This is a genomic window from Haloarchaeobius baliensis (assembly GCF_052060055.1).
Taxonomy (GTDB): Archaea; Halobacteriota; Halobacteria; order Halobacteriales; family Natrialbaceae; genus Haloarchaeobius; species Haloarchaeobius baliensis.
The window spans coordinates 300,151-322,198 of record NZ_JBPPFR010000002.1; the positions used below are offsets into that span (position 1 = coordinate 300,151).

Annotated in this window: 23 protein-coding genes and 1 tRNA gene; 14 read left to right on the forward strand and 10 right to left on the reverse strand. The window is 69.6% G+C overall.

Going from position 1 to position 22,048, the window contains the following annotated elements:
• Positions 1-19: 19 nt before the first annotated feature.
• Complete coding sequence (locus tag ACSG06_RS12355; RefSeq protein ID WP_256298024.1) at positions 20-154, reverse strand: hypothetical protein; 135 nt, start codon at positions 152-154, stop codon at positions 20-22.
• 447 nt (positions 155-601) lie between these two features.
• Positions 602-675, reverse strand: a tRNA-Val gene (locus tag ACSG06_RS12360).
• A 67-nt stretch (positions 676-742) separates the two neighbouring features.
• On the opposite strand from ACSG06_RS12360, the gene ACSG06_RS12365 reads away from it, so the two are divergent.
• The 7 genes from ACSG06_RS12365 to ACSG06_RS12395 all read left to right on the forward strand — a co-directional run bounded on the left by ACSG06_RS12365 (position 743) and on the right by ACSG06_RS12395 (position 7,403).
• A complete protein-coding gene (locus ACSG06_RS12365) occupies positions 743-1,252 on the forward strand; it encodes a DUF192 domain-containing protein (RefSeq protein WP_440990587.1) in 510 nt (169 codons plus the stop codon).
• Between the two features lie 68 nt (positions 1,253-1,320).
• On the forward strand, positions 1,321-1,590 hold the full coding sequence (locus ACSG06_RS12370) for a DUF7538 family protein (protein WP_440990588.1): 270 nt from the start codon (positions 1,321-1,323) through the stop codon (positions 1,588-1,590).
• 182 nt (positions 1,591-1,772) lie between these two features.
• Positions 1,773-3,698, forward strand: a complete 1,926-nt coding sequence (locus ACSG06_RS12375; RefSeq protein ID WP_440990589.1) for an ABC transporter ATP-binding protein — start codon at positions 1,773-1,775, stop codon at positions 3,696-3,698.
• A gap of 65 nt (positions 3,699-3,763) precedes the next feature.
• Positions 3,764-5,482 carry a sensor histidine kinase gene (locus ACSG06_RS12380; RefSeq protein ID WP_440990590.1) on the forward strand — a complete coding sequence of 573 codons (1,719 nt, stop codon included), beginning with the start codon at positions 3,764-3,766 and terminating at the stop codon, positions 5,480-5,482.
• A 77-nt stretch (positions 5,483-5,559) separates the two neighbouring features.
• Positions 5,560-5,736, forward strand: coding sequence for a DUF7501 family protein (locus tag ACSG06_RS12385; protein ID WP_440990591.1), 177 nt, complete (start codon positions 5,560-5,562; stop codon positions 5,734-5,736).
• 204 nt (positions 5,737-5,940) lie between these two features.
• Positions 5,941-6,597: a hypothetical protein gene (locus ACSG06_RS12390; RefSeq protein WP_440990592.1), complete on the forward strand. Its 657-nt coding sequence runs from the start codon at positions 5,941-5,943 to the stop codon at positions 6,595-6,597.
• A gap of 83 nt (positions 6,598-6,680) precedes the next feature.
• A complete protein-coding gene (locus ACSG06_RS12395) occupies positions 6,681-7,403 on the forward strand; it encodes a creatininase family protein (protein ID WP_440990593.1) in 723 nt (240 codons plus the stop codon).
• Positions 7,404-7,409: 6 nt separating this feature from the next.
• On the opposite strand, the gene ACSG06_RS12400 is transcribed toward ACSG06_RS12395, so the two are convergent.
• From ACSG06_RS12400 to ACSG06_RS12420, 5 genes are all read right to left on the reverse strand, one after another.
• Positions 7,410-7,829, reverse strand: coding sequence for a DUF5790 family protein (locus tag ACSG06_RS12400; protein WP_440990594.1), 420 nt, complete (start codon positions 7,827-7,829; stop codon positions 7,410-7,412).
• A gap of 106 nt (positions 7,830-7,935) precedes the next feature.
• Complete coding sequence (locus ACSG06_RS12405; protein WP_440990595.1) at positions 7,936-8,394, reverse strand: MaoC/PaaZ C-terminal domain-containing protein; 459 nt, start codon at positions 8,392-8,394, stop codon at positions 7,936-7,938.
• Positions 8,391-8,735, reverse strand: coding sequence for a dihydroneopterin aldolase family protein (locus tag ACSG06_RS12410; protein WP_440990596.1), 345 nt, complete (start codon positions 8,733-8,735; stop codon positions 8,391-8,393). The genes ACSG06_RS12405 and ACSG06_RS12410 overlap by 4 nt, the downstream gene beginning before the upstream one ends.
• A 666-nt stretch (positions 8,736-9,401) precedes the next feature.
• The gene (locus tag ACSG06_RS12415; protein ID WP_440990597.1) at positions 9,402-10,298 is read right to left on the reverse strand and encodes a ribonucleotide-diphosphate reductase subunit beta; all 897 of its coding nucleotides are present in this window, start codon (positions 10,296-10,298) and stop codon (positions 9,402-9,404) included.
• Between the two features lie 57 nt (positions 10,299-10,355).
• A complete protein-coding gene (locus ACSG06_RS12420; protein WP_440990598.1) occupies positions 10,356-12,305 on the reverse strand; it encodes a hypothetical protein in 1,950 nt (649 codons plus the stop codon).
• Between the two features lie 276 nt (positions 12,306-12,581).
• Between ACSG06_RS12420 and ACSG06_RS12425 the strand changes: the two genes are divergently transcribed.
• Positions 12,582-14,321 (forward strand): MutS-related protein, encoded by a 1,740-nt coding sequence (locus tag ACSG06_RS12425; RefSeq protein WP_440990599.1) that lies wholly within the window; start codon positions 12,582-12,584, stop codon positions 14,319-14,321.
• Here ACSG06_RS12425 and ACSG06_RS12430 read toward each other — a convergent pair.
• The gene (locus ACSG06_RS12430; protein WP_440990600.1) at positions 14,318-14,557 is read right to left on the reverse strand and encodes a glutaredoxin family protein; all 240 of its coding nucleotides are present in this window, start codon (positions 14,555-14,557) and stop codon (positions 14,318-14,320) included. The genes ACSG06_RS12425 and ACSG06_RS12430 overlap by 4 nt on opposite strands.
• A gap of 543 nt (positions 14,558-15,100) precedes the next feature.
• Between ACSG06_RS12430 and ACSG06_RS12435 the strand changes: the two genes are divergently transcribed.
• Positions 15,101-15,655 (forward strand): metal-dependent hydrolase, encoded by a 555-nt coding sequence (locus ACSG06_RS12435; RefSeq protein ID WP_440990601.1) that lies wholly within the window; start codon positions 15,101-15,103, stop codon positions 15,653-15,655.
• 15 nt (positions 15,656-15,670) lie between these two features.
• On the opposite strand, the gene ACSG06_RS12440 is transcribed toward ACSG06_RS12435, so the two are convergent.
• Together ACSG06_RS12440 and ACSG06_RS12445 are read right to left on the reverse strand one after the other, a co-directional pair.
• A complete protein-coding gene (locus ACSG06_RS12440; RefSeq protein ID WP_440990602.1) occupies positions 15,671-17,353 on the reverse strand; it encodes a hypothetical protein in 1,683 nt (560 codons plus the stop codon).
• 117 nt (positions 17,354-17,470) lie between these two features.
• Positions 17,471-18,673, reverse strand: a complete 1,203-nt coding sequence (locus ACSG06_RS12445; RefSeq protein ID WP_440990603.1) for a hypothetical protein — start codon at positions 18,671-18,673, stop codon at positions 17,471-17,473.
• Positions 18,674-18,830: 157 nt separating this feature from the next.
• Here ACSG06_RS12445 and ACSG06_RS12450 point away from each other — a divergent pair, with 157 nt between their 5' ends.
• The 5 genes from ACSG06_RS12450 to ACSG06_RS12470 all read left to right on the forward strand — a co-directional run bounded on the left by ACSG06_RS12450 (position 18,831) and on the right by ACSG06_RS12470 (position 22,026).
• Positions 18,831-19,658, forward strand: coding sequence for a hypothetical protein (locus ACSG06_RS12450; protein WP_440990604.1), 828 nt, complete (start codon positions 18,831-18,833; stop codon positions 19,656-19,658).
• Positions 19,659-19,667: 9 nt separating this feature from the next.
• The gene (locus ACSG06_RS12455; RefSeq protein WP_440990605.1) at positions 19,668-20,531 is read left to right on the forward strand and encodes a winged helix-turn-helix domain-containing protein; all 864 of its coding nucleotides are present in this window, start codon (positions 19,668-19,670) and stop codon (positions 20,529-20,531) included.
• A gap of 83 nt (positions 20,532-20,614) precedes the next feature.
• The gene (locus ACSG06_RS12460; RefSeq protein WP_440990606.1) at positions 20,615-20,896 is read left to right on the forward strand and encodes a hypothetical protein; all 282 of its coding nucleotides are present in this window, start codon (positions 20,615-20,617) and stop codon (positions 20,894-20,896) included.
• Positions 20,897-20,944: 48 nt separating this feature from the next.
• The gene (locus ACSG06_RS12465) at positions 20,945-21,484 is read left to right on the forward strand and encodes a DUF3267 domain-containing protein (protein ID WP_440990607.1); all 540 of its coding nucleotides are present in this window, start codon (positions 20,945-20,947) and stop codon (positions 21,482-21,484) included.
• Between the two features lie 77 nt (positions 21,485-21,561).
• Positions 21,562-22,026, forward strand: a complete 465-nt coding sequence (locus ACSG06_RS12470) for a CopD family protein (RefSeq protein WP_440990608.1) — start codon at positions 21,562-21,564, stop codon at positions 22,024-22,026.
• Positions 22,027-22,048: the final 22 nt, after the last annotated feature.

Sequence of the window (22,048 nt, forward strand, 5' to 3'; positions counted from 1 at the left end):
GCGGAGTCCCAGCCGGCCGCTACTTCGACGCGACGCGGTACCGCCCGCCGACCTCGTTCGTGTTCAGCTCGTCCGCTCGCTTCTTCGCCGACTTCCGGTTCTCGAACGGCCCTTCGAACTCGTGCCCGTCCACCACGACGTAGTACTCTGCCATCGTCGCCGTCACTACTGGGTGGGGGGTCAAGTGTGTGACGGCTTGGCGTGACGAGCCCCGTCCAGCGGGGTGGCGCGCGGCTGGCGAGCGTGCCGAACGAAGTGAGGCCGCGAGCTGAACTCGTGCGAGGGACGAGCACCGCAGGGACGCGACCGAAGGGAGCGGTCCGAGGAGCGGAGGAGGCTGGGGAGGCGTGAGGTGCGGTCGCGGTCGGGTGGGACTGAAAGGGGCTGCTCGGTCGACGAACCCCGACGCAGCAAGCACTGGAACGGAGTGAAGCGCGCAGCGAGTCGCGGGAGTCGACCGAGCAGGGGCTTTCTGGCTGTTCGAGTCCACGGATTCCGTTCCCGAGGCACGAGCAGGTGCTTTCGGGCTGGCTCACCTCCGAACGAGCGAGCGAGAAACCTCGGCAGGCGACCCGACGGACAGCCGGCCAGAAACGGTCAGTGGGGTGGGCCAGGTTCGAACTGGCGACCTTCTCCTTGTAAGGGAGATGTCATAACCGGCTAGACCACCACCCCGCACTCGGCGGTAGCCGACCCGGCGGAATAACGCTTCCCTTTTTTCGTGGGAGGTCGAAGGGGAACCGTGAACCGGAAACGTCTCTTCCAGGTCGCCCTGGTGGGAGTCGCGGCCCTCCTCGTCGTCACCATGTTCTGGTATCTGGGGGTCATCGAACTCCCCGGGGAGGACCAGTACAGCGGCCCCGCGACGGTCGTCGTCTCCGACGAGAACGGCACGGAGAAGGCCGTCATCGAGGTCGAGGTCGCGGACACCCGGCAGGAGCGCTTCACCGGCCTGAGTGACCACGAGAGCCTCGAGGACGGCCACGGGATGTGGTTCGTCTACGACGGCGAGAGCCAGCACACGTACGTGATGCGCCGGATGGACTTCCCGCTCGACATCATCTTCGTCGGCGCCGACGGCCGCATCAACAGCATCCACCACCGGCGCGCGCCCGGCCCGAACGAGGACGGGAACGAGATCACCGCGACCGGCACGGGCCAGTACGTGCTGGAGGTCCCCCGTGGCTACGCCAACGAGACCGGTCTCGAGGTCGGCGACCACGTCGAACCGCACTACAACGACTCGTCCTGACGGTCGCGATCCGGACCGCCCGACCGGCGACCGCAACGCATACCCACCCGCCTCCCGCACTCTCCGCCATGAGCGACGGCGTTGCCGCGCTGGCCGACCGCGACGGCTGGCGCGCCGAGGGGTTCGCCGCCCGCGTCCACTACGAGGGGGCGGGCGACCGCTACAGCATCGAGTTCTACGAGCCGAGCGAGTGCGTGGTGTACTGGAAGGTCAAGGGCGACGGCGAGGTCGCCGTCCCCGTGGGCCGGAACACCGTGCCGGACCCGCTCCGGGCGCGCATCCGGGAGGACCTGGCAGAGGCGGGTATCGATCCCGAGATCGAACAACGGGAGCTCTGAGGCGGGCCGTCGCCGCTCCCCCGCCGGCAGACACTTGCTACCACACCTCGAACGTTCGGTTACGTCGGAGGTGCCAGTATCGAGTCCATGCCACTCCACCAGCCCCGGCCGCCGCTGTCGATTCCGGCAACTGTTTCGATTCGTAACAAGCCTTTTCAGTTCGAGACACCAGAAGAGTCACAATGAGTATCGAAGCTGAAGACGACGACCCGTTCGAGGAACAACGGGCCAACGCGGAGAACCCGATGAAGCGGCTGTTCCTCGAGTACGGGTCCGACAACAAACTCGCCTTCGTGGTGGGGCTGCTCTCCAGCATCGTCGCCCGGCTCCTGGACCTCCTCCCGCCGGTCCTCCTCGGCATCGCGATCGACGCGACGTTCCGCAACTCGCGGCCGTTCGCGCTCGGGCCGGTCCCGCTGTACGAGTACGCGCCGACACCGGAGGACCAGGTCCTCCTCGCCTCCGGCATCATCGCCTTCGCGTTCTTCGGCGGGGCGGCGTTCCACTGGACGCGCAACTGGGGCTGGAACTCCTTCGCCCAGCACATCCAGCACGAGGTCCGAACCGACACGTACGACAAGATGCAGCGGCTCAACATGGACTTCTTCGCCGACAAGCAGACCGGCGAGATGATGTCCATCCTCTCGAACGACGTGAACCGTCTGGAGCGGTTCCTGAACGACGGGATGAACTCGGCGTTCCGCCTGAGCGTGATGGTCATCGGTATCGCGGGCATCCTCTTCTACTACAACTGGCAACTCGCGTTCATCACGCTCGTCGTCGTCCCGCTCATCGGGCTGACGACGTACAAGTTCGTCAGCATCATCCAGCCGAAGTACGCCGACGTGCGCTCGTCGGTCGGGCAGATGAACTCCCGGCTGGAGAACAACCTCGGCGGCGTGCAGGTCATCAAGACGTACAACACGGAGGACTTCGAGTCCGACCGCGTCGAGGACGTCTCCCAGGACTACTACGACGCGAACTGGGACGCGATCAACACGCGTATCAAGTTCTTCCCGGCGCTGCGCGTGCTCGCGGGCGTCGGCTTCGTCATCACGTTCCTCGTCGGCGGGCTCTGGGTGTACAACGGCGAGGGGCCGTGGTTCCTCACGGGCACGCTCTCGGAGGGGGAGTTCGTCGTGTTCATCCTGCTCAGCCAGCGGTTCATCTGGCCGATGGCCCAGTTCGGGCAGATCATCAACATGTACCAGCGGGCACGCGCCTCCAGCGAGCGCATCTTCGGACTGATGGACGAGCCCTCGCGCATCGCGGAGGACCCCGACGCCGAGGACCTCGCGGTCGCGGACGGGGACGTGACCTACGACGACGTGACCTTCGGCTACGACGACGAGGAGACCATCGTCGAGGACATCAGCTTCGACGTCGACGGCGGCGAGACGCTCGCGCTCGTCGGCCCGACCGGGGCCGGCAAGTCCACCGTCCTGAAGCTCCTGCTCCGGATGTACGACGTGGACGAGGGCGCCATCGAGATCGACGGGCAGGACCTGCGGGACGTGACCATCCCGAGCCTGCGCCGGCACATCGGCTACGTCAGCCAGGACACGTTCCTGTTCTACGGCACCGTCGAGGAGAACATCACCTACGGCAGCTTCGACGCCGACCGCGAGGACGTCGTCGAGGCCGCGAAGATGGCCGAGGCCCACGAGTTCATCCAGAACCTCCCCGACGGCTACGACACCGAGGTCGGCGAGCGCGGGGTGAAGCTCTCGGGGGGCCAGCGTCAGCGCATCTCCATCGCACGGGCCATCCTCAAGGACCCCGCCATCCTCGTGCTCGACGAGGCGACCTCCGACGTCGACACGGAGACGGAGATGCTCATCCAGCGCTCCATCGACGAGCTCGCCGAGGACCGTACCACGTTCGCCATCGCGCACCGCCTCTCGACCATCAAGGACGCCGACCAGATACTCGTCCTCGAGGACGGCCGGGTCGTCGAGCGCGGCAGCCACGAGGAGCTGCTCGGCAACGACGACCTCTACGCCCATCTCTGGGGCGTGCAGGCCGGCGAGATCGACGAGTTGCCCGAGGAGTTCATCGAGCGCGCGAGGGAGCGCGAGAACCGGGTCGAGGCGCAGAACGACGACTGAGCGGCCCGTAGGCTAAAGCCCTCCCCGACCGAACATCCGGGGACGAAACAGACGAGGTCCCTCCAGTGCCCTACGAACCAACCCTGCTCGCCGCCCCGTACGTCGTCGCCTTCGTCCTCACCGCGGGACTCTGGGGGCTGCTCTGGCGGCATCGCGAGCGTCGCGCCGCGAAGGGGTTCCTGCTGGACGTGACCGGGGTCGTCCTCCTCTCCGCGGTCGTCGCGCTGAAGGTGACCGCGACGGACCCCGCGACGAAGCTGTTCTGGTGGAACTGGCGGTTCCTCCCGGTGTCGTTCATGTCCATCGGGTACATGCTGATGGCCGTCGAGTACACCGACAACGAACATCTGGTGACGCGTCGGGTCGTGGCGGGACTCGTCGCCGTCGTGGCCCTCGTCCAGGTCGCCGTGTGGACCAACGGGGCCGACGGGCCGTTCTACACCGCCGGCGGACTCCAGAACGGGCTGCTCGTCCCGTCGTTCGGCCCGCTGTACTGGGTGTACGCGACGATCATGGTCGGGTTCCTCGTCATCGGGGTCGGCCTGCTCCTCGGGCTGTTCCGGACGCGCAGCGGCTTCGCCCTCCAGACGGGCGTGCTCGTCGGCACCATCACGCTCGTGATGGGTGGCGTGGTGCTCTGGTGGCTCCGCGTCGTGCCGCTGGACACGCTCGCGCTCACGAGTGCCGTCAAGGTGCTCGGGTTCTACATCGCGGTCGAGCGGCTCCAGCTGCTGGATACGCTCCCGGTCGCGCGGACGACGGTCCTCCAGAACATGGACGAGGCCGTGTTCGTGCTCACCGACACGGGCCACGTGGTCGACGTGAACCCGGCCGCCAGGGAGCTCGTCGGCGGCCGCAGCGTCACCCACGAGATCATCGACGACGTGCTCGACGTGGAACTCGTCGACGCCATCGTCGCCGCCGGAAGCGGCGCGGACGGCGAGCGCATCGCGGACCGCGAGGTGACACTCGAGTGCGAGGACGAGACCCGCTACTACGACCTGAAGCTCTCGCGGTTCCCCGACGGCACCGGTGCCGTCGCCGTCTTCCACGACATCACCGAGCGCCGGAACCGCGAGCAGGAGATCACCATCCTGAACCGCATCGTCCGCCACGACATCCGCAACGAGATGAACGTGCTCCACGGGCGCGGGCAGCTCCTGGAGCCGCACGTCGAACCCGAGGGCGCGGACGACTACCGGCTCGTCATGGAGAGCGCAGAGCACGTCATCGAGATCACCGAGACGGTCCGCGAGCTGATGGAGACGATCACGAACGACGGCTCGCTCACGCTCAAGCCGGTCGCGCTCGACAACGCCCTCGCCACCGAGGTCGAGAAGGCGCGCTCGAACTTCCCGCACGCGGCGTTCCAGCTCGCCGAGGTACCGTCGGTCCGGGTCGCCGGGAACGAGATGCTCACCTCCGTGTTCACCAACCTGCTGAACAACGCGGTGGTCCACAACGACTCGTCCGAGCCCGGTGTCTGGGTCGACTGCACCGTCGAAGACGGGGTCGCACGGGTCCGGATCGCCGACGACGGCCCCGGTGTCCCGCGGGGCCAGCGCGAGGAGATCTTCGGGCGCGGCGAGAAGGGGCTCGAGAGCGAGGGCACCGGCGTCGGGCTCTACCTCGTCGACACGCTCACCGACGCCTTCGGCGGTGACGTCTGGGTCGAGGAGAGCGAGCGGGGCGGTGCCGCGTTCGTTGTCGCGCTCCAGCTCGTCGACGCGACGGGTGAGACGGCACAGCACGAGCCCGGAACCGTCTCCGCCGACCAGTCTTGAAGGGTGTTTAATCACCACTAATGTGTCCTATTACTTTGTAGGTGGGATTCATACCTGATGCGGACGAACTCGCGTGTATGTCAGTTGGGACGCCCACCGCGAACTGGACCGACGAGAACACCTGCCCGTTCTGCGACGCCACGCTCCCCAATCCGGGTGCGGGCTTCGTTGACCACCTGAAGACCAGCCCCGAATGTCGCTCCGGCTTCGACGCCTGGCGGTTCCACATGACCGACGACTTCGGCGGGGCATAGCGCGGGACGAAGCGGGGGTCTCCTTCCGGGCCGCCAAAGCAGTTTGAACCAATCCTTTTGCCGGCGGCCCGTCTTCCTTTCGAGTGATGCTTCTCACTCTCGAGAGGGTGCTCCGGTCGGTCGAGCAGACGGGGCCGCGCTGTCGCCGCCCGACCGTCGGAGGCCCTCGCGACGAGCGCTGGCCGGACTCCTCCCCGCTCCATCATGGTCCCAACCGATGAAGGGGACGGACCGGAGACGTTCGAGGCCGTCGTCGAGAGCGTCCGTTCGTGGGCCGACCGCGAGAGGGTGCCGGACGGCGACCCGGTCCGGCGACTCCAGCACCACGTCGAGCAGGACCTGAACGCGGGCGCAGAGACGGAGTGGGAGGAGGACGTCGTCGCTCTCGGTACCCAGCGAGGTGGCTGTGAGATCGTCGTCAACGGGGCAATCGGAATCCGCTTCGTGACCGACTTCAATCCGGGTCGGATGCAACGGTTCGACCACCGACTCCCCGCCCAGAGCGACCGCTACAACTACCTGCTCGTCTACCTCCACGAGCTCCCGGCGCGGTATCAGGACGGCTGGCGGATCAGGCAGCGGAAGTTCTCCGCCCCCCGGCTCGGACTCCATGACTTCGCCTTCGTCGTCCGTGCTCAGCCAACCGACCTCGACGGTGTGCAGGTAGACGTCGGGACGATACGGGAGGTCGTGAAGACCCTCGGGTTCATCCGGATGGTACTCCTGGTCCTCATCCTCGCGACGTTCATCGTATCTGCCGTGGTATCCGAGCAGTTCGAGGTGCTGTTGCTCACCTTCGGGTTCCTGGTCGTCTGGTTCGTCGGCGTCGCGCTCTACCTCCGGCGGGCTCCGCCCGGGTGACCCGAGAAGGCGGTCGGCGGCTCACGTCGTCGTCGGGCTACCGAGACGGCGGATACAAGACCCGACCGTCCGTCGGGACGGGTATGCAGCTCACCGACGCCACGTGGACGGACGTCCGTGACGCCGACGCCGACGTCGCCTTCCTCCCGGTCGGCAGCACCGAACAGCACGGCCCACACGCGCCGCTCGGCACGGACGCGATGAGCGCCGCCGAGATCGCACGCCGAGCCGCCGAAGCCGCCGCCTACGACCCGCTCGTCGCGCCCGTCGTCCCCGTGGGCATCGCCGAGGAGCACCGCCAGTTCGACGGCACGCTCTGGGTCCGCGAGGACACGTTCCGGGCGTACGTCCGCGAGACCGTCGAGAGCCTCGCGCACCACGGCGTCGAGCAGGTCGTCGTCGTCAACGGTCACGGCGGCAACACCGCCGCGGTGCGTGAGGTCTGTGCGCGGGTCACCCGCGACGGGTCCACGCGGGCAACCCCGTTCACCTGGTTCGACACCGTCGACGACGACCTGCTCGACGGCCTGGGCCACGGCGGCCCCGTCGAGACGAGCGTCGTCGCGGCCATCGACGCGGACCTCGTCCACGAGGACCGGTTCGAGGCGGCCGCAGCGGGCGCTGGCGACGGGTTCGGTGACTGGATCGCCGGCGTGAACGTCGCCTACGACTTCAGCGAGTTCGCCGAGAGCGGGAACGTCGGCGACCCCAGCGCGGCGACCGCCGAACGCGGCGCTGCCGTGCTGGACGACGCCGTCGCAAAACTGCTGGCGCTTGTCGACGGGCTCAGGGAGCGCTCGCGGTAGGCACCGCTACTCCTCGTCCTCCTCGTCGGCGTCGTCGCCGGCGGCCTCCTCCAGCGTGCTCCGGAGCCCCGGAATCGTGGAGGTGAGCTCGCCGACCTGCTCGCCGGCGGACGCGATATCCTCGATGACGCCCTCCAGCTCCGCGATCTCGTCCTCGAGGTCGTCAGCGTCCTCGAACGCGTCGGCGCGCTGGCCCATCGTGAACCACTTCTTCGCGTCTCGCAGGTGCTCCTCGGCGTCGCCGACGTCCAGCGCGGAGCGCAGGCCGTTGAGCACGCCCAGCACGTTGTCGGCGTCGGTCTCCCAGACGTCGTCGGGGTCGGGGAGCTCGTCCCACGCCTCCGCGAGGGACTCCTCGACGTCCTCGCGCATCTCGTTGGCCGCCTCGCCGAACAGTTCGTCGTCGTTCAGGGTGGACTGGCTCATGGCTCACGATTCGAGCGGGAGGTGGTTAAGTACCTGCCTGAAAGTGAAAGTGAAACCGGCAGAGCTGGGGCTCCTATCGGCGGGATAGCTGAGCGGAACCGGAACCCTATACTCCGCCGGCGTCCTCGCGCCGGCGCACCAGCCCGACGCTGTCGTAGGTCAGCACCGGCTCCGGGCCGTTCTCGCCCTCGCGGGTGACCCGCACCCGCTCCCGGATGACGCCGGTCCCCGGCCGACCGGCCGACGGGCGTTTCTCCGCGAGCTCGAGCTCGACCGCCAGCGACTCGTCCGGAAAGACCGGGGCGTGCCAGCGGTGGTTCTCGATGCTCATGCCGGCGATGCCAGCGACGCCCGACCGGAACTCGTCGACGACCACCCGGTTCGTCGCCGACAGCGTGTGGTAGCCACTGGCCACCAGCCCGCCGAACGGCTCCTCCACCTCGGGGTCGGTGTGCATCGGCATCGGGTCGAACGCCGCCGCGAACTCGCGTATCTCGTCCGCACCGAGCGAGAACGTCCCGAGGTCGTGGGTCTCGCCCGCTTCGAGGTCCTCCAGGTACCTCATTCGACGCTATCCACCCGCATCATCGGGTAGTCGCCCTCCATCGACATGCTGGTCTCCACCCGGGTGCCCTCGTACTCGATGGTCATCTCCACCTCCATGAACCGCCCCGTCAGTTCGAGGTAGTCCGCCGACTGCTCGGCGAGCGCCGCCGCGATCTCGTCCTCCAGCACGTCCACCGTCACGTCCACGCAGTGCGGCTGGTTCTCGATGGCCTCCGCCATCGCCGTCTCCAGACTCGCCGCCGAGTCGGGCGAGACCGGCGTCCCCGCGAACTGGTGGTACAGCGTCCCGAACTTGATGCCCGCCTCGAAACAGGCCGTCTCCGACTCCGTCGCGTCCATAGCTGTTGGTTGGATGGGTCCGCGAAGTTCGTTGTGGTCTCGGAACTATACCAGGGCGTTGGACGGTGTTCGGGAGTCTCGTGATTTCCTCGAACCGTGTGCTCTCCTGCGCTCGAAGCTCGCGTTCTGAACCGCCAGAAAGCCCCGTTAGTCGTGGGAACTGGTTCGGACTCGGACAGCCAGAAAGCCCCGAGTCGCTCGGCTCCCGGGCCTCGCTGCGGTCCTCGTACCTGCGGTGCTTGGCTGGCGAGACTCCTCCGTCGTCTCGCTGCTTCCCGCTCGGTCGCACGCTCCCTCGCGGGAACGTCGCCGCGGTTCGCCGAGAACCTCGCCCCTTTCAGTCCCGCCCCGCGACCGCACCGCACCGCACCTCACGCCTCCCCAACCTCCTGCATCACCGGAAACCTCCGGTTTCCGGTTAGCAGCCAGAAAGCTCCGCTTTCTGGCCACATCTCCGGAAATCAGAGATTTCCGGCGGGATCACGAAACGCAAGCGTTTCGTGACCGATGCTCGCTCCGCTGCGCTCCTCGTCCCTCGCGCGGATGGCTCGACACGCTCCCTCCGGTCGCGGTCTCGCCAGTCGCGCGCCGGGGCGGCTGGTCGGGAGTCGAAGCAGGCCGAAAGTTTACACTATTCGTAAACTCGGGTGGGCTGCCCCGGCTAGGTCACTCCGTCCCGATGTCCACGAGCTCCTCGACGGCGGGAATCTCGACGTCCTCGTCGAGGATCTGGGTCATGCGTTCGCTGTGCTTCGTGGCGGCGTACTCGGTGAGTTCGTCCGAGGTGACGCCGGTCCGGTTCTCGGTGGCGGCGTCGGAGACGGCCTGCTGGGTGAGCATCGCGAGTTCGGTCGTCAGCCCGGTGATATGGTCGGGGTCGACCGCGCCGGACTCGACGAGCTCCTCGAGTTTGGCCATCCCGAAGCCGACGTGGCGGCCCTCGTCGGCGCGGATGTTGCCGAACCCCTCGACGAGGCCCGGGAGTTCGGGGACCCCGGGGACGCTGCCGTCGAAGGAGGTCTGGATGCCGTAGTAGCCCGTCTGGGCCAGGATGCCCTCGATGGTGAGGTGGTAGTGGCAGAACGCCTCGGCGCGGGCCTCGGGGCCGTCGTCGGTCAGGAGCCGGTGCATGGCGGCCTCGGTTCGCTCGAACAGCTCGACGTAGGCGTCGGAGTACCAGTTCGGGTCGCGGGGGTTCGTCCGTGTGTTGCCACGGCTGTCCTCCTCGGGCCCGATGACGGTCGACCAGTACCGGTGGAAGAAGTCGGCGTGCTTGGCCTCCTCGTAGAGCTGGGTGGTGACGAACAGCTGGTCGTTGAGGTCGGAGAGGACGACTCCGAGCGGCGCGAGGTCCTCGGTGACGGCCTCCTCGCCCGCGCCGAACAGCGCGAGCACCCCCTTGAGCTGGTCGAAGGTGGCGTCGTCGAGGGCCGCGATGCGCACGCGGTCCTGGGAGAGGTCGACGTCGGCGGGGTCCCAGTGGCGCTCGACCGCGTTGCGGTAGTAGCGGTAGGACCGGGCGTCGGTGTCGATGCGGTCGGCACCGTCGAAGGCATCCGTCATGTGTCGGTGTACGCAGCCCCTGGAAAAAACCGTACCGGCGTTGTGGGTTGTCCGCGGCTAGCGGTTCCGGGCGGTCGCGAAGGCGACGTAGTACTCGTCGTCGTACAGCAGCGAGACGTGCTCGACGGAGTCGACGCCGAGCGGCACGGTGTCGCCGGGGGCGAACTCGCCGTCGATCTCGTCGGCGAGCTCGACGACGGTCCGGTCACCGTCCCAGACGTGGGCGGTGAGCTCGGAGGCCGAGACGGCGTCGCCCGCGACGTGTTCGAGCGCGATCTCGTCGCCGACGGTCAGGTCGAGCTCGATCTCGGGCGCGACGCGGTCGAACGCGAGTCCGGCGGCCGACTCGCCCCAGACGACGGCGACGGTCGCGCCGACCGGCACCTCGTCGACGGTCACGCTGGCCCCGCTGGAGACGGTGTCCCGGGAGTCGGCCCACTGGGTGTCGGCGGGCTCGTCGTCGACGCGCACCTCGTACTCCGACGCGGGGCGGGGCTCTGCGAGGTCCAGGGTCACGGTCGCTTCCCGAGCGTCGAAGTCGTAGTCGATGGTCGCGTCGCCCGGCGGCTCCGGCAGGAAGTAGGCGATGCCGCTCCCGTGCTCGTCGTCGCCGTAGCGGACGACGACCGCCTCGCCCGGGTCGACGTCGTCGAGGGTCGCGGTCGCCCCCGCGGTGACGGTCTCGTCGGCCCACGGCGCCCCGGTCTGTTCGGGCTCCTCGGCGTCTCTGTGCCACCAGTCCCGGCTTCCGTGGACCACGAGCTCGATCTCGTCCCCGTCGAGCTCGAACTCGTCGGTGTACTCGATCCCGAGCGTCCTGGCGTCGAAGTCGTAGTCGAACGCGAACTCGAGGTGGCCCAGGATGGTCGTCGTGCTGGTGCTCGTCCCGTAGGACTGCTCGTGGGTGAGACTGATGCCGAGGTTCGGCTCCACGTCGGCCATCCGGATGCGGATGGTGTCGCCGCCGGCGATGGTCTCCCGGTCGCCGGCCCAGATGGACCGGTCGTACGCCTCGTCGTCGAGCTCGAGCGTGAGCTCGTCGACCGGTGTCGGGTCGCCCTCGCGTACCTCGATGGGGAGGTACTCGTCGCCGTCGCGGATGTCGTCGCGGTCGACGCGCAGGCCCCTCGGGCTCTCGTGCTCGCGGGCCCGGCGCCGCGCGGCGAGGTCGATGACCGTCGTGACGGTGACCACCGCGCCGTCGGTTTCGATGCTGGTGTTCTCGCTGTCGGCACCGAGGCTCTGCTCGTACGTGTCGACGACCTCGTCGGTCTTCGACTCGTCCTCGAGTCCGACGACGAACAGGCGCTCGAGGGTGTCCGGGTCGCGGACGGTCATGCCGTAGCCGGTGAACCGAACGTCGGCGTCGAACGCCTGGGCGTAGCTGTTCGAGTTACCGAGCATGACCGAGCGCACGTCGGCGTCGCCGAAGGCGTCGAGGCCGTCCTCGAGCACCGGTTCCGCGTCGAACGCGCCGTCGACCGCGCCCGCCTTCGCGCGGAGCGCGGCGTCGAGCCGGTCAGCGGAGTCGGCGACGAGCACCGCGTCGTCCAGTTCGCCGGCGACGTGGCTGTCGGCCTCGTACTGACGGTACTCCGTGCCCGTCGGGCCGGTGACCGTCTCGCCGTCGCGCTCGAACGCGAGGTCGCCGGTCAGCACCAGCAGCGGGACCGAACCACCGTACTGTCCGTGCTGGAGGAGCACGCCCTTCGAGATGGCCGTGCTGTCGAACGCGAACGCCTCTACCGGGAGCGTCGTCTCCTGGTCGCGGTTCGACTCGCGCATCGCCTCGAAGTCGGCGACCGAGAGGACCATCTCGTCCTGCGTGGCCGACCCGGGACAGAACGCGAGGAGTTCCGCGAACTCCTCGCCGTCACGCCACGGCTCCCGGGCGCTCGACCCGTCGGCCTCGACGGTCGTCGCCGCACTGGTGACCGATGCGACTGTGCTGAAAGAGAGGGCTGCGCCGATATCTCTGAGGACCTGCCTGCGGGGACTGTCCTGCATACATCGGAGTTCTGACCGGTAGTATCATAAAGGAACCGACACAGTTTCAGGGCTGGAAAGTGGCCGTTGGGATTGGAAATCGAGACAGAAATCGGTGGAACTATCGAACTTTTAGAATACCGTCCTGTCGGCCGTAGATTGTCACGCACGATATCGCGATCCGTCCCGGAGAGCGGGGACGCGACCGCGCCCGCCGGTGTCCTGGCGGCGAACGGGGGAACTCGCTGCCGCGGCGGTTCGGATAGGCTCTTGGGGGAGGGGGCCCTGCCGGCAGGTATGCGACTCGAAGACTACTGGGGCGTCGGGCCGAAGACCCGAGAGCTGCTCGTCGACGAGCTCGGCGTCGAGCGCGCGGTCGACGCGATCGAGTCGGCGGACGTGCGGACGCTGGCCGAGGCGGGGCTCTCGCGTGGCCGGGCGACGCGCATCCTCCGGCGGGCTGGCGGTGGCGAGGGGATGGGTATCCTCGCGACCGGCGACACGCGCTCGGTGTACAAGCAGTGCATCGAGCTCGCGCGCCGCCACGCCGTCACGCAGGACGCCGCCGACAGCATCCGCGTGCTGACGCCGCTGGCGCACCGCGAGGCGATGGTGGACCGGCTCGACGACGTGACCACCGCCCGCGAATCGTGGGCGGCCGTGGACGCCGGGGACCGCGAGGCCCTCCTCGAGGCCTTCGCCGACTACGACGAGGCGGGCGGCGGCGAACTCGCGGCCGTCGAGACCGCGCTCTCCCTGCTCGAACTGGACCTGACCGAGGGGACGTTCGCGCCGCTCGGCGACCTCGACCGCGAGGGGCTTGCGGACGCCGCGGACGCACTCGGCGCGCTCGAGGGCGGCCGCGTGGCTCCCGGCGCGGACGAGCGTCTCGACCGACTCCGCGATGCTCGCGCGGCCGTGGAGACGATGGATGCCAACGCCGTGGACGTCATCGAGGCGGTGCGCGATTCGGGGGCGCGTTCTCCCGACGAGTTCCGGAGCGCGTTCGTCGACCACGTCCGGGGGGAGGCCGAGGTGGACGCCGAACGCATCCGCGACGCGGTGCCCGAGGACGCCCGCGACGCGACGGACTTCGTGGGCTCGGCGCTGCGTGCGCTGACCCAGGAGCTCGCCACCGCGGTCGACGAGCGCGAGCGCGAGGTCCGGGTCGACCTCCAGCACGCCATCAGCGACGCTCGCGAGGACATCGACCGCGCGGTCTCCGCGGTGGACGACATCGCGCTCGACCTCTCGCTGGCGCGCTTCGCTGCCGCGTACGATCTCACCCGGCCCGAGTTCGTGGAGGGCGAGGCCACCGTCGCCGTCGAGGGCGCCCGGAACCTTGACCTGCTCGCCGGCGACGCCGACGTCCAGCCGGTGCGCTACGCGCTGGGCGAGCACGGCCTCACCCCGCCGCCGGACGACGAGCGCGTCGCCGTCCTCACCGGGGCGAACTCCGGCGGGAAGACGACGCTGCTGGAGACGGTCTGCCAGGTGGTCGTCCTCGCGCACATGGGGCTGCCAGTGCCGGCCGAGTCCGCCGAGCTGACGCTGTTCGACGATGTGGTGTTCCACCGCCGGCACGCCTCCTTCAACGCCGGCGTGCTGGAGTCGACCCTCAAGTCGGTCGTCCCGCCGCTGACCGGCGAGGGGCGGACGCTCATGCTCGTCGACGAGTTCGAGGCCATCACCGAGCCCGGCAGCGCCGCCGATCTGCTCCACGGGCTCGTCACGCTCACCGTCGACCGCGACGCCGTCGGCGCGTTCGTCACCCACCTCGCCGACGACCTCGAACCGCTGCCCGAGGAAGCTCGCGTCGACGGCATCTTCGCCGAGGGCCTCACGCCGGACCTCGAACTCGAGGTGGACTACCAGCCCCGGTTCGACCAGCTCGGGCGCTCCACGCCGGAGTTCATCGTCTCCCGGCTGGTCGCCGACGCCGACGACCGCGTCGAGCGCGCTGGCTTCGAGACGCTGGCCGCGGCTGTCGGCGAGGAGACGGTGCAGAAGACGCTCGCCGACGCCGAGTGGGCCTAGGCGTACGTCGTCTCCAGGTACTCGACGATGTTCGCGGACTCGTTCATCGTCACGCCGTGCGCCGAATCCACGAGGACGGGCACCGCGCGCTGGCCGGAGACGCGCTTGACCTCGTCCCGTTCCGAGTGCAGTGCCTCGACCCAGATGCTCTCGTACTCCAGCCCCAGCTCGTCGAGCTTGTCCGCGACCGTCTCGCACCACGGGCAGCCCTCCAGCTGGTACAGTGTCAGGCTCATACCCCCGGCTTGGGCGCGGAGGGACTTGGGAACACCGGCGTTTCGGGTCGAGCCGGGGCCGCAGGTCGATTTTCGACGCCGAGGTTTACAACTATCGTAAATGCCCGGCCGGCGATGCTTGCCGACCAGCCGGGTGGCGCGCGGCTGGCGAGCGTGCCGAACGGAGTGAGGCCGCGAGCAGACGCTCGTGCGAGGGATGAGCACCGCAGCGAAGCGAGGAGCGCAAGAGGCTGGGGAGGTGTGAGGTGCGGTGCGGGTGGGACTGAAAGGGGCGAGGTTCTCGGCGTACCTCGGCGAAGCAAGGACCGCAGGCACGAGGACCGCAGCGAGCCGCGGGAGCCGAGAATCTCGGGGCTTTCTGGGTGTTGTCGTGTCCGGCGTGTCCTGCGACAGACGGGGCTTTCTGGGTGTTGTCGGGTCCAGCGTGTCATCCGAGAGACGGGACTTTCGGGCTGTCGCGACGCGATAGCTCTCCGGGAACCACCTCCACAGAGTACCCCGACGAAAACGCTCATTGCCGCCGACGGCCCTAGACGCAGTCACATGATGGCGACCACGCACGCGTTCGTCGGCCTCGCACTGGCGACCGTCGTCGCGTTCGTCGCACCCGAGTTCGGCGTCGCCGCGGCCACCGGTGCACTCGCGGGCGGTGTCTTCCCGGATCTGGACCTCGCGGCCGCCCACCGGAAGACGCTGCACTTCCCGGTGTACTACAGCGTCGCAGCGGTCCCCGCGGGCCTCCTTGCCCTGCTGAACCCGACCACCACGACGGTTGCCGTCGCGCTCTTCCTCGTCGCGGCGGCGGCCCACTCCGTGAGCGACGTGCTCGGCGGCGGGCTCGAACTCCGGCCGTGGGAGGCGACCGGCGAGAAGGCCGTGTACGTCCACCCGCAGCGGCGCTGGCTCCGGCCGAAGCGGCTGGTCCGGTACGACGGCGCCCCGGAGGACTTCGTCGTCGGCGCGGCGTTCGCGCTCCCCGGCCTGGTCGTCTTCGACGGCTGGGTCGAGCAGGCGGTGCTGGCGGGGCTGGTGGTCTCGCTGGCGTACACGGTCGTCAGGAAGCGCCTGCCGGACCTCACGCCGGAGCGCTTCCAGTAGGGACACCCCGGCCGGTCAGGAGAGCGTGTATCGCTCGAACCGCCTGACTGCGTACACGTACGACAGCAGCGGCGCGGCGACGCCGGCGGCGACGACGACGCCGCTGACGGGGAGGAGCCACGCGGGGTCGAGCCCGAGCGTCCACGGCGTGAGGAACGCGACGAGGCCGTTGGCGAGGCCGGCCAGCAGCTGTCGGGTGCCGCTGTTTACCGCGAGCACGGCGTTGCCGGCGATGGTGACGAGTCCGAGGGAGAACGCGGCGAGTGCAGTCTTGCTCGGCACGACGGCCTTCTTGTTGCCGGCGACCTGCACGCTGCCGAAGCGGGGGAAGGTCATGCCGACGCCGATGGCGAGCAGCGGCGTGAGCAGGGTGCCGAGCACGGCGACGCCGACGGCGGCGGCGGCCTCGACGGGCGGGAGCGGGCTGAGGAACGCCACGGGACCGACGACGAGGACGGCGGCCGGCGCCCCGACCACGGCACCGGCGAGGACGTGACCGACGACGTACTGCCGGCCGGAGATGGGGGCCGTGAGCGTGGTCTCGATGGCGGGGCCGTCGTCGCCCAGCGGGTTCAGCGCGAACGCGAGCGCGACGGCCCAGGCGACGTAGAGGCCGAGCAGCCAGGGGAGGTGCGAGGGGATGGTGCCGGTCTCGACGATGGTCTGCACGTCGGAGACCAGGAAGAACAGGGGATAGAGCGCGTACACGAGCTTGATCGGCGCACGCCGGGTGCGGGTCCAGGCGACGCGGACGACGCTCCGGGTGGGTCGGTCGACGACGGCGAGCAGGCGGTCGCCGACGGCGAGCCCAGAGTCCTCCTCGACGCGTTCGTGTTCGGTCTCGGTCGCGGGGTCCGAGAACCAGTGGTAGTTCGCCAGTCTGACCGCGAGGGCCTGCCCGACGAGGACGGCGGCGGCGGTGGTCGCGACGGCGCCAGCAGCCCGCAGGGGCGAGGCGTCGACGTTCGGCGCGCCGAGCAGCAGCAGGTCCGCGTAGCCCGACAGCGGCGTGGACTGCAATGGCTCGAACAGGAGCTCGGTGAGCACGGCGAAGCCGTTGCCGAAGACGAGCCCCATGTAGACGAGGAAGGCGAGGAGTCCGAGGGCGGTCCGGTTCCGGGCGAGGGGCTCGTACCGGGTGACGAGGTGGCGGCCCACGAGCCCCAGACAGAAGCCGAGCCAGACGGCGGGGAGGAGCACGCCGACGAGCACGACGGGGAGCGCGAGGAGGACGAGCGGTGCGCGCGCCCCGTACGCGAAGCCACCGAGTGCGACGACGATGGGGACGGTGAACCACGCGAGGTAGCTCGCGGTCTCGGCGACGAGGATGCCGGCGACCACGTCGCGGACGCGGGCGGCGAGCAGCAGCGTCTCGGGCTCGTCGACGCCGCCGCGCTGGGCGATGGTCCGGAACGTCGCCAGCGCGAGGATGCCGACGGCTGCGAGGCCGACCGCACCGCGGATCCCGCCGACGACGCCGCCCGCGACGGGGACGTCGGCCAGCTCGCCGGTGCGGAGCTCGCGGCCGAGGATGGCGAACAGGGACGCGCCGAGGAGCGACACCCCGCCGAACATGACGCCGGCGACGGCGAGCGCGACCACCTGCACGGTGCTGTCGCCGAGCTTGCGGAGGGTCCGGCGGAACTCCGTCCGGGCGATACGGCGGACGTGTCTGTGGTCGACTAGCAACGGGACCACCACGGCGGGAGCCGTCTCGCAGGGCGGGGGCACTGGTGCATACCCGGAGCGTCGCCCGCGACCCAGTTAAATCGCTCCGACGACTGCCGGGACAGAGAACGCGGGCGGGGAAGCGACCTAGACGTAGTGTGCGGCGATGACGAGCCCGTACCAGAGCAGTCCGCCGGCGAGGAGGGAGCGGCGGAGCTCGAAGTCGTGGAACGCGCTCGCCCCGGCCGCGACGAGGCCGATACCGGTGGCGAGGCCGACCCGGTGGAGCACGAGTTCGATGGGGAGCACGCGGACGCCGATGAAGCCGTAGTCGAGGACGACGCCGGTGCCGAAGCCGAGCGTGCCGAAGATGAAGCCGTCGACGGGCTCGAGGTTCCGGCCGGCGACGTACGCGGCGGCGGGCGTCCCGAAGACGAGGACGGGGTAGAGCGCGGCGACGACGGCGTTGGGGTCGACCGCCATCGCGTTCTCGATGGCGATGCCGGCGAAGCGGACCCCGAGCAGGACGGCGGCCGGGCCGACGAACACCGCCACCCGGAGCCGGGTCCGGCGGGTCCAGACGCCGTCGAAGAGCCGTCGGGCGGTGGCCTGCGCCGAGCCGAGCGAGACGCTGCCAAGCAGCGGCAGCACGAGCAGGTAGACGACGGTCGTCCAGCCGTCGTGGTCGTGCGTGTCGCCGTTGTCGTGGTAGACGCGCTGGACGTCGCCGGCGGACGTGGAGTCGATGAAGTCGCGCTCGATGTCGACCCGTGCCTCCTCGAGGCTGTCGACGGTGTGGGTCAGCGTGAACCAGTCGAAGTGCTCGGCGTGGGCCTGCACCGCCGTCCAGTTGCCGCGCTCGGTCTCGATCTGGTACGCCCGGATGTGGTACTGGCCGCCGAAGTAGTCGCCACGGTGGAGCTGGTAGGACTGCGGTGTCCACTCGCCACGACCGGGCCCGTGTTCGTAGTAGACGTAGCGCTTCGCCCCGACGGCGTCGGCCCAGACGATGCGGGTGCCGTTGCCGAACTGCGGGTTCTCGTCGGTCTCCTCGGTGAACACCGGCTGGGTCTCGTTCCAGCCGTCGCCCCCGGCCTGGAGGCGTGCCTTCACCTGCTCCGGGTTACCGCGGACGAGGAGGTTGAGCGCGCTGGCACGCCCCCGGAACGCCTGGCGGCTGCTGACGTACGGCCAGACCTCGGTCTCTGTCTCCCCGAGGCTGACCAGCGCCTCGTCGTCGTCCGCGGGGTCGTCCGGTGGCGTCTGGACCGACGGCGAGACGAACGTCGTGCCCAGCAGCAGGATCGTCACCGCGAACACGAGCACGAGTACCCGGTTGCGTGTCCACATGGCTCCGGTGCTGCCTCTCTCTAGCGGGCGCCGACTGATAACAGTACCCGTCATCCCGGGGCGTGCCGGTGGCGATAACCGATAGAACCGTGCTGTCGCCAATCCCCACGACTAGCTTCAGTGAAATTTATAGGTCTCGGGGGCAAGTAAATGGACGATGGAACAGCGCGACGACCGCGAGGCCGACACCGTCGAGGTCGAGATCCCGGCGGCACTGGCCGACCGCATCGAGCGCATCTTCGTCGACTGTCGTGGCTACGAGCCCGCGTCGTCCCAGGAGAGCCTGAGCGTGCTCTGTGACCTGGCCGCTGGCCGGCTCGACCCGTCGCTGGCCGGCACCGATGGGACCGCGACAGACGACAGCGTGTCGGGCGCCGACGAACGCGAGGCGGCACCCGGAACCGAGGGTCGGTCCAGCACCGCCCCGGGGCCCAGAAGCGACCTCGTCGAGCGCATCGACGAGGCGTTCCCGGCCCGCTGGGACGCCGACCCGACGGTCAGGCGGCGCCTGCACGCGGTCGTCGACCGGTACGCCCACAACCCGAAGGAGTACACCGGCCACGACGAGCGCGAGGCCGACGCCATCGCCGCCGTCGCCCGGCGCGAGGGCGTCTCGCCGGAGGACCTCCGGACCGACCTGGTCTCGACGCTGTACGGGAACGCCGGGCTGCCGGACGACCTCGCCGGCGAGTTCTTCGGCGAGGCGATGCGCTCGGTCGTCGACGAGGAGCCGGCGGAGCACGAGACGGCGGACGAGCCCGCCGAGGACGCCCTCCTGCGCGGTGGGTCTGCGGACGAGCTCGACGCCGACCTCGGTGACGACGCCTTCGACGTGGAGAACCTGCTGGGGGAGGTGTCCCAGCCGACGGCCGACTGCGAGCGCTGTGGCGACAGCCACCCGGTCAACGACCTCGAGACGGTCATCGGCTCGAAGACGGCGACCATCGAGCTCCTCTGTGCGGACTGCACCGCCGACACGGAGTGACGGTCGGCCATGGACGAGACAGACGACATCGACGACGAGCCCGCGCCCTCCGATGCGTTCGCCGCGCTGAGCGACCCGGTCCGGCTCGACATCCTCGACGCGCTGACCGCTCACCACCGGAGCGAGGGGCACGACCCCATCGGCTTCGCCGCCCTGCGCCGACGCGTCGGTGTCCGCGACTCCGGACGCTTCCGCTACCACCTCAACCAGCTCCGCGACCGGTTCGTCGAGCGGGCCGACGACGGCTACCGGCTGACCGCCACCGGCGCGCGGGTCGCCGGCGCCATCCTCGCGGGCACCTACACCGAGTCGGTCTCCCTGGGCCCGGGCGAGCTCGACAGCACGTGCCCGTTCTGTGGGACACCCGCGGTCGCGACGGTCCGCGACGGGCAGTGCGTCGTCACCTGCGGCGAGGAGCACCCGCTCTTCTCGTGGCACGTGCCCGCGAACGCTGCGAGGGACGCGAGCCTGTCCGAGGTTGTCGACCTCGCCGAGCTGCTCGCCTTCCAGGCCATCGAGCAGGCGCTCGCCGGCGCCTGCACCCAGTGCTACGACGACGTCGAGACGACCGTCGGCGACCCCGACGAGCCCGGCTTCCGTGCGGTCTGTGACACCTGTCCCGCCCGGCTCGTCGGCCCCATCAGCTTCCCGCTGCTCGTCGACCCCGACGTGGCCGGCTGGTGCCGCGAGCACGGCTACACCCTCCGCGAGGACCACGTCTGGGAGTTCCCGTTCGTCGGCAGGGACGCGGCCGTCGAACCCGCCGGTGCCGACGCCGACGGCGCGCTCGTCGTCACCGTCGCCATCGACGACGACAGCCTGACCGCCAGGCTCGACGGGGACGGTCGCGTCGTGGCTGTCGACACGGAGTGACGCCCGTCGCGAGAACTGACGGATTCTGGATAGAAATTCGATTCGCCGAGCGCCCAAGTGGCAGGCGGTTCTACGATCACCCGATGACGCAGAACGGCCAGTCCGACCCCGGTCTCCGGTCGCTGTACCGGACCGCCCGCGCGATGACCGCCTCTCCGCTGCTGTACATCGGCGCCGTCACGGTCGTCGTGGCGAACGAACTCGCCGCGCTGCTCGTGGGCGGCGGGTACCTCTCCGAGACGGTCGGTGCGCTGGCGCTGTTCCCCATCGCGCTGGTGCTGCTGTACGTCCAGCTCCTCGCGCTGGCGTACTACCGTCGAGACCGCGATACAGAGCCGCCGCGGCGCTGCGGCGTCGACGCGTAGCCCGCCATGCCCGAGCGCTCAAGGAGTCGGCCGCCCAACGTCACCGGCATGTACGTCGACCCGGACCCCGAGTGCCACGAGGACGGCTGGGGCGAGGCTCGGTCGACCGTCGTCGGCGTAACCGCCGCCCTCGCCGCCGGCGGGGCCTACGCCGCTACCTACGGGCTCGAGCAGTACTTCGCCTACACCGAAGCGCTCCCCGCTGGCGTGCTCCTCCAGTTCGCGGTCATCGCTGCGGTGCTCGTGGCCCACGAGGCCGTCCACGCCGTCGCCTACGCGACCGTGGGTGGCTGTTCGCGGGACGAGATCGCCGTCGAGGCCGGCATCGAGTTCGGCGACGGGCTCGACCCGGTCCACCACTCGGTCCACCCGACGCGCCCGATCCGGCGGTCGGCCTACTGGGCCTGTCTCGCCGCGCCGACGCTGCTGCTCGGCGTCGTCCCGGCCGCGGTCGGGCTTCTCACCGGCAGCGCGCTGGCGACGTTCGTCGGCGTCGTCGGGCTCCTGCTCGTCTCGACCGACGTCGCCCCGGCCGTCACGGCGTGGCGCCACCCCGAGCGCGTCGCCGCGCCCGCCCCGTCGGGCTGACCGGTCGCCGCCGTCCCGCTCCTCGCCGCCCGTCGACTTCGGCAACCCTTTTGCCCACTCCTTCGTCACCGACGGGCATGTCCACCATCGACGTCGTCATCCGGATGGTCCACAGCATCACCGCGGCCGCCTGGGTCGGGAGCGTCCTGTTCGTCACGTTCGGGCTGCTCCCCTCCGCGCTCGACGGCTCGCTCAACGCCAGCCCCTCGCGGGCCATCGTCTCGCGGTTCCGCTGGCTCTCGCGTGGCTGCTCCGCACTGCTGTTCGTGACCGGTGGCCACCTCGCCGGCACGCTCTACACCGTCGACACCCTCACCGGGAGTGCGCGCGGTCACCTCGTGCTCACCATGCTCGCACTCTGGCTCGTCCTCACGGGCCTCGTCGAGGTCGCCGCCGGCAAGCTCGACCGCGGTTTCGACGAGCAGAAGGTCCGTTCGCCCGCCACCGAGGCCAAGCCGTTCCTCTACGGCGCGAGTCTCGTCGCCGTCGGCCTGCTCGTCGACGCGACCCTCATCGTCTACGGCTCCGGGCTCGTCTACTGACCACGTTCGACCTGCCGGGTCG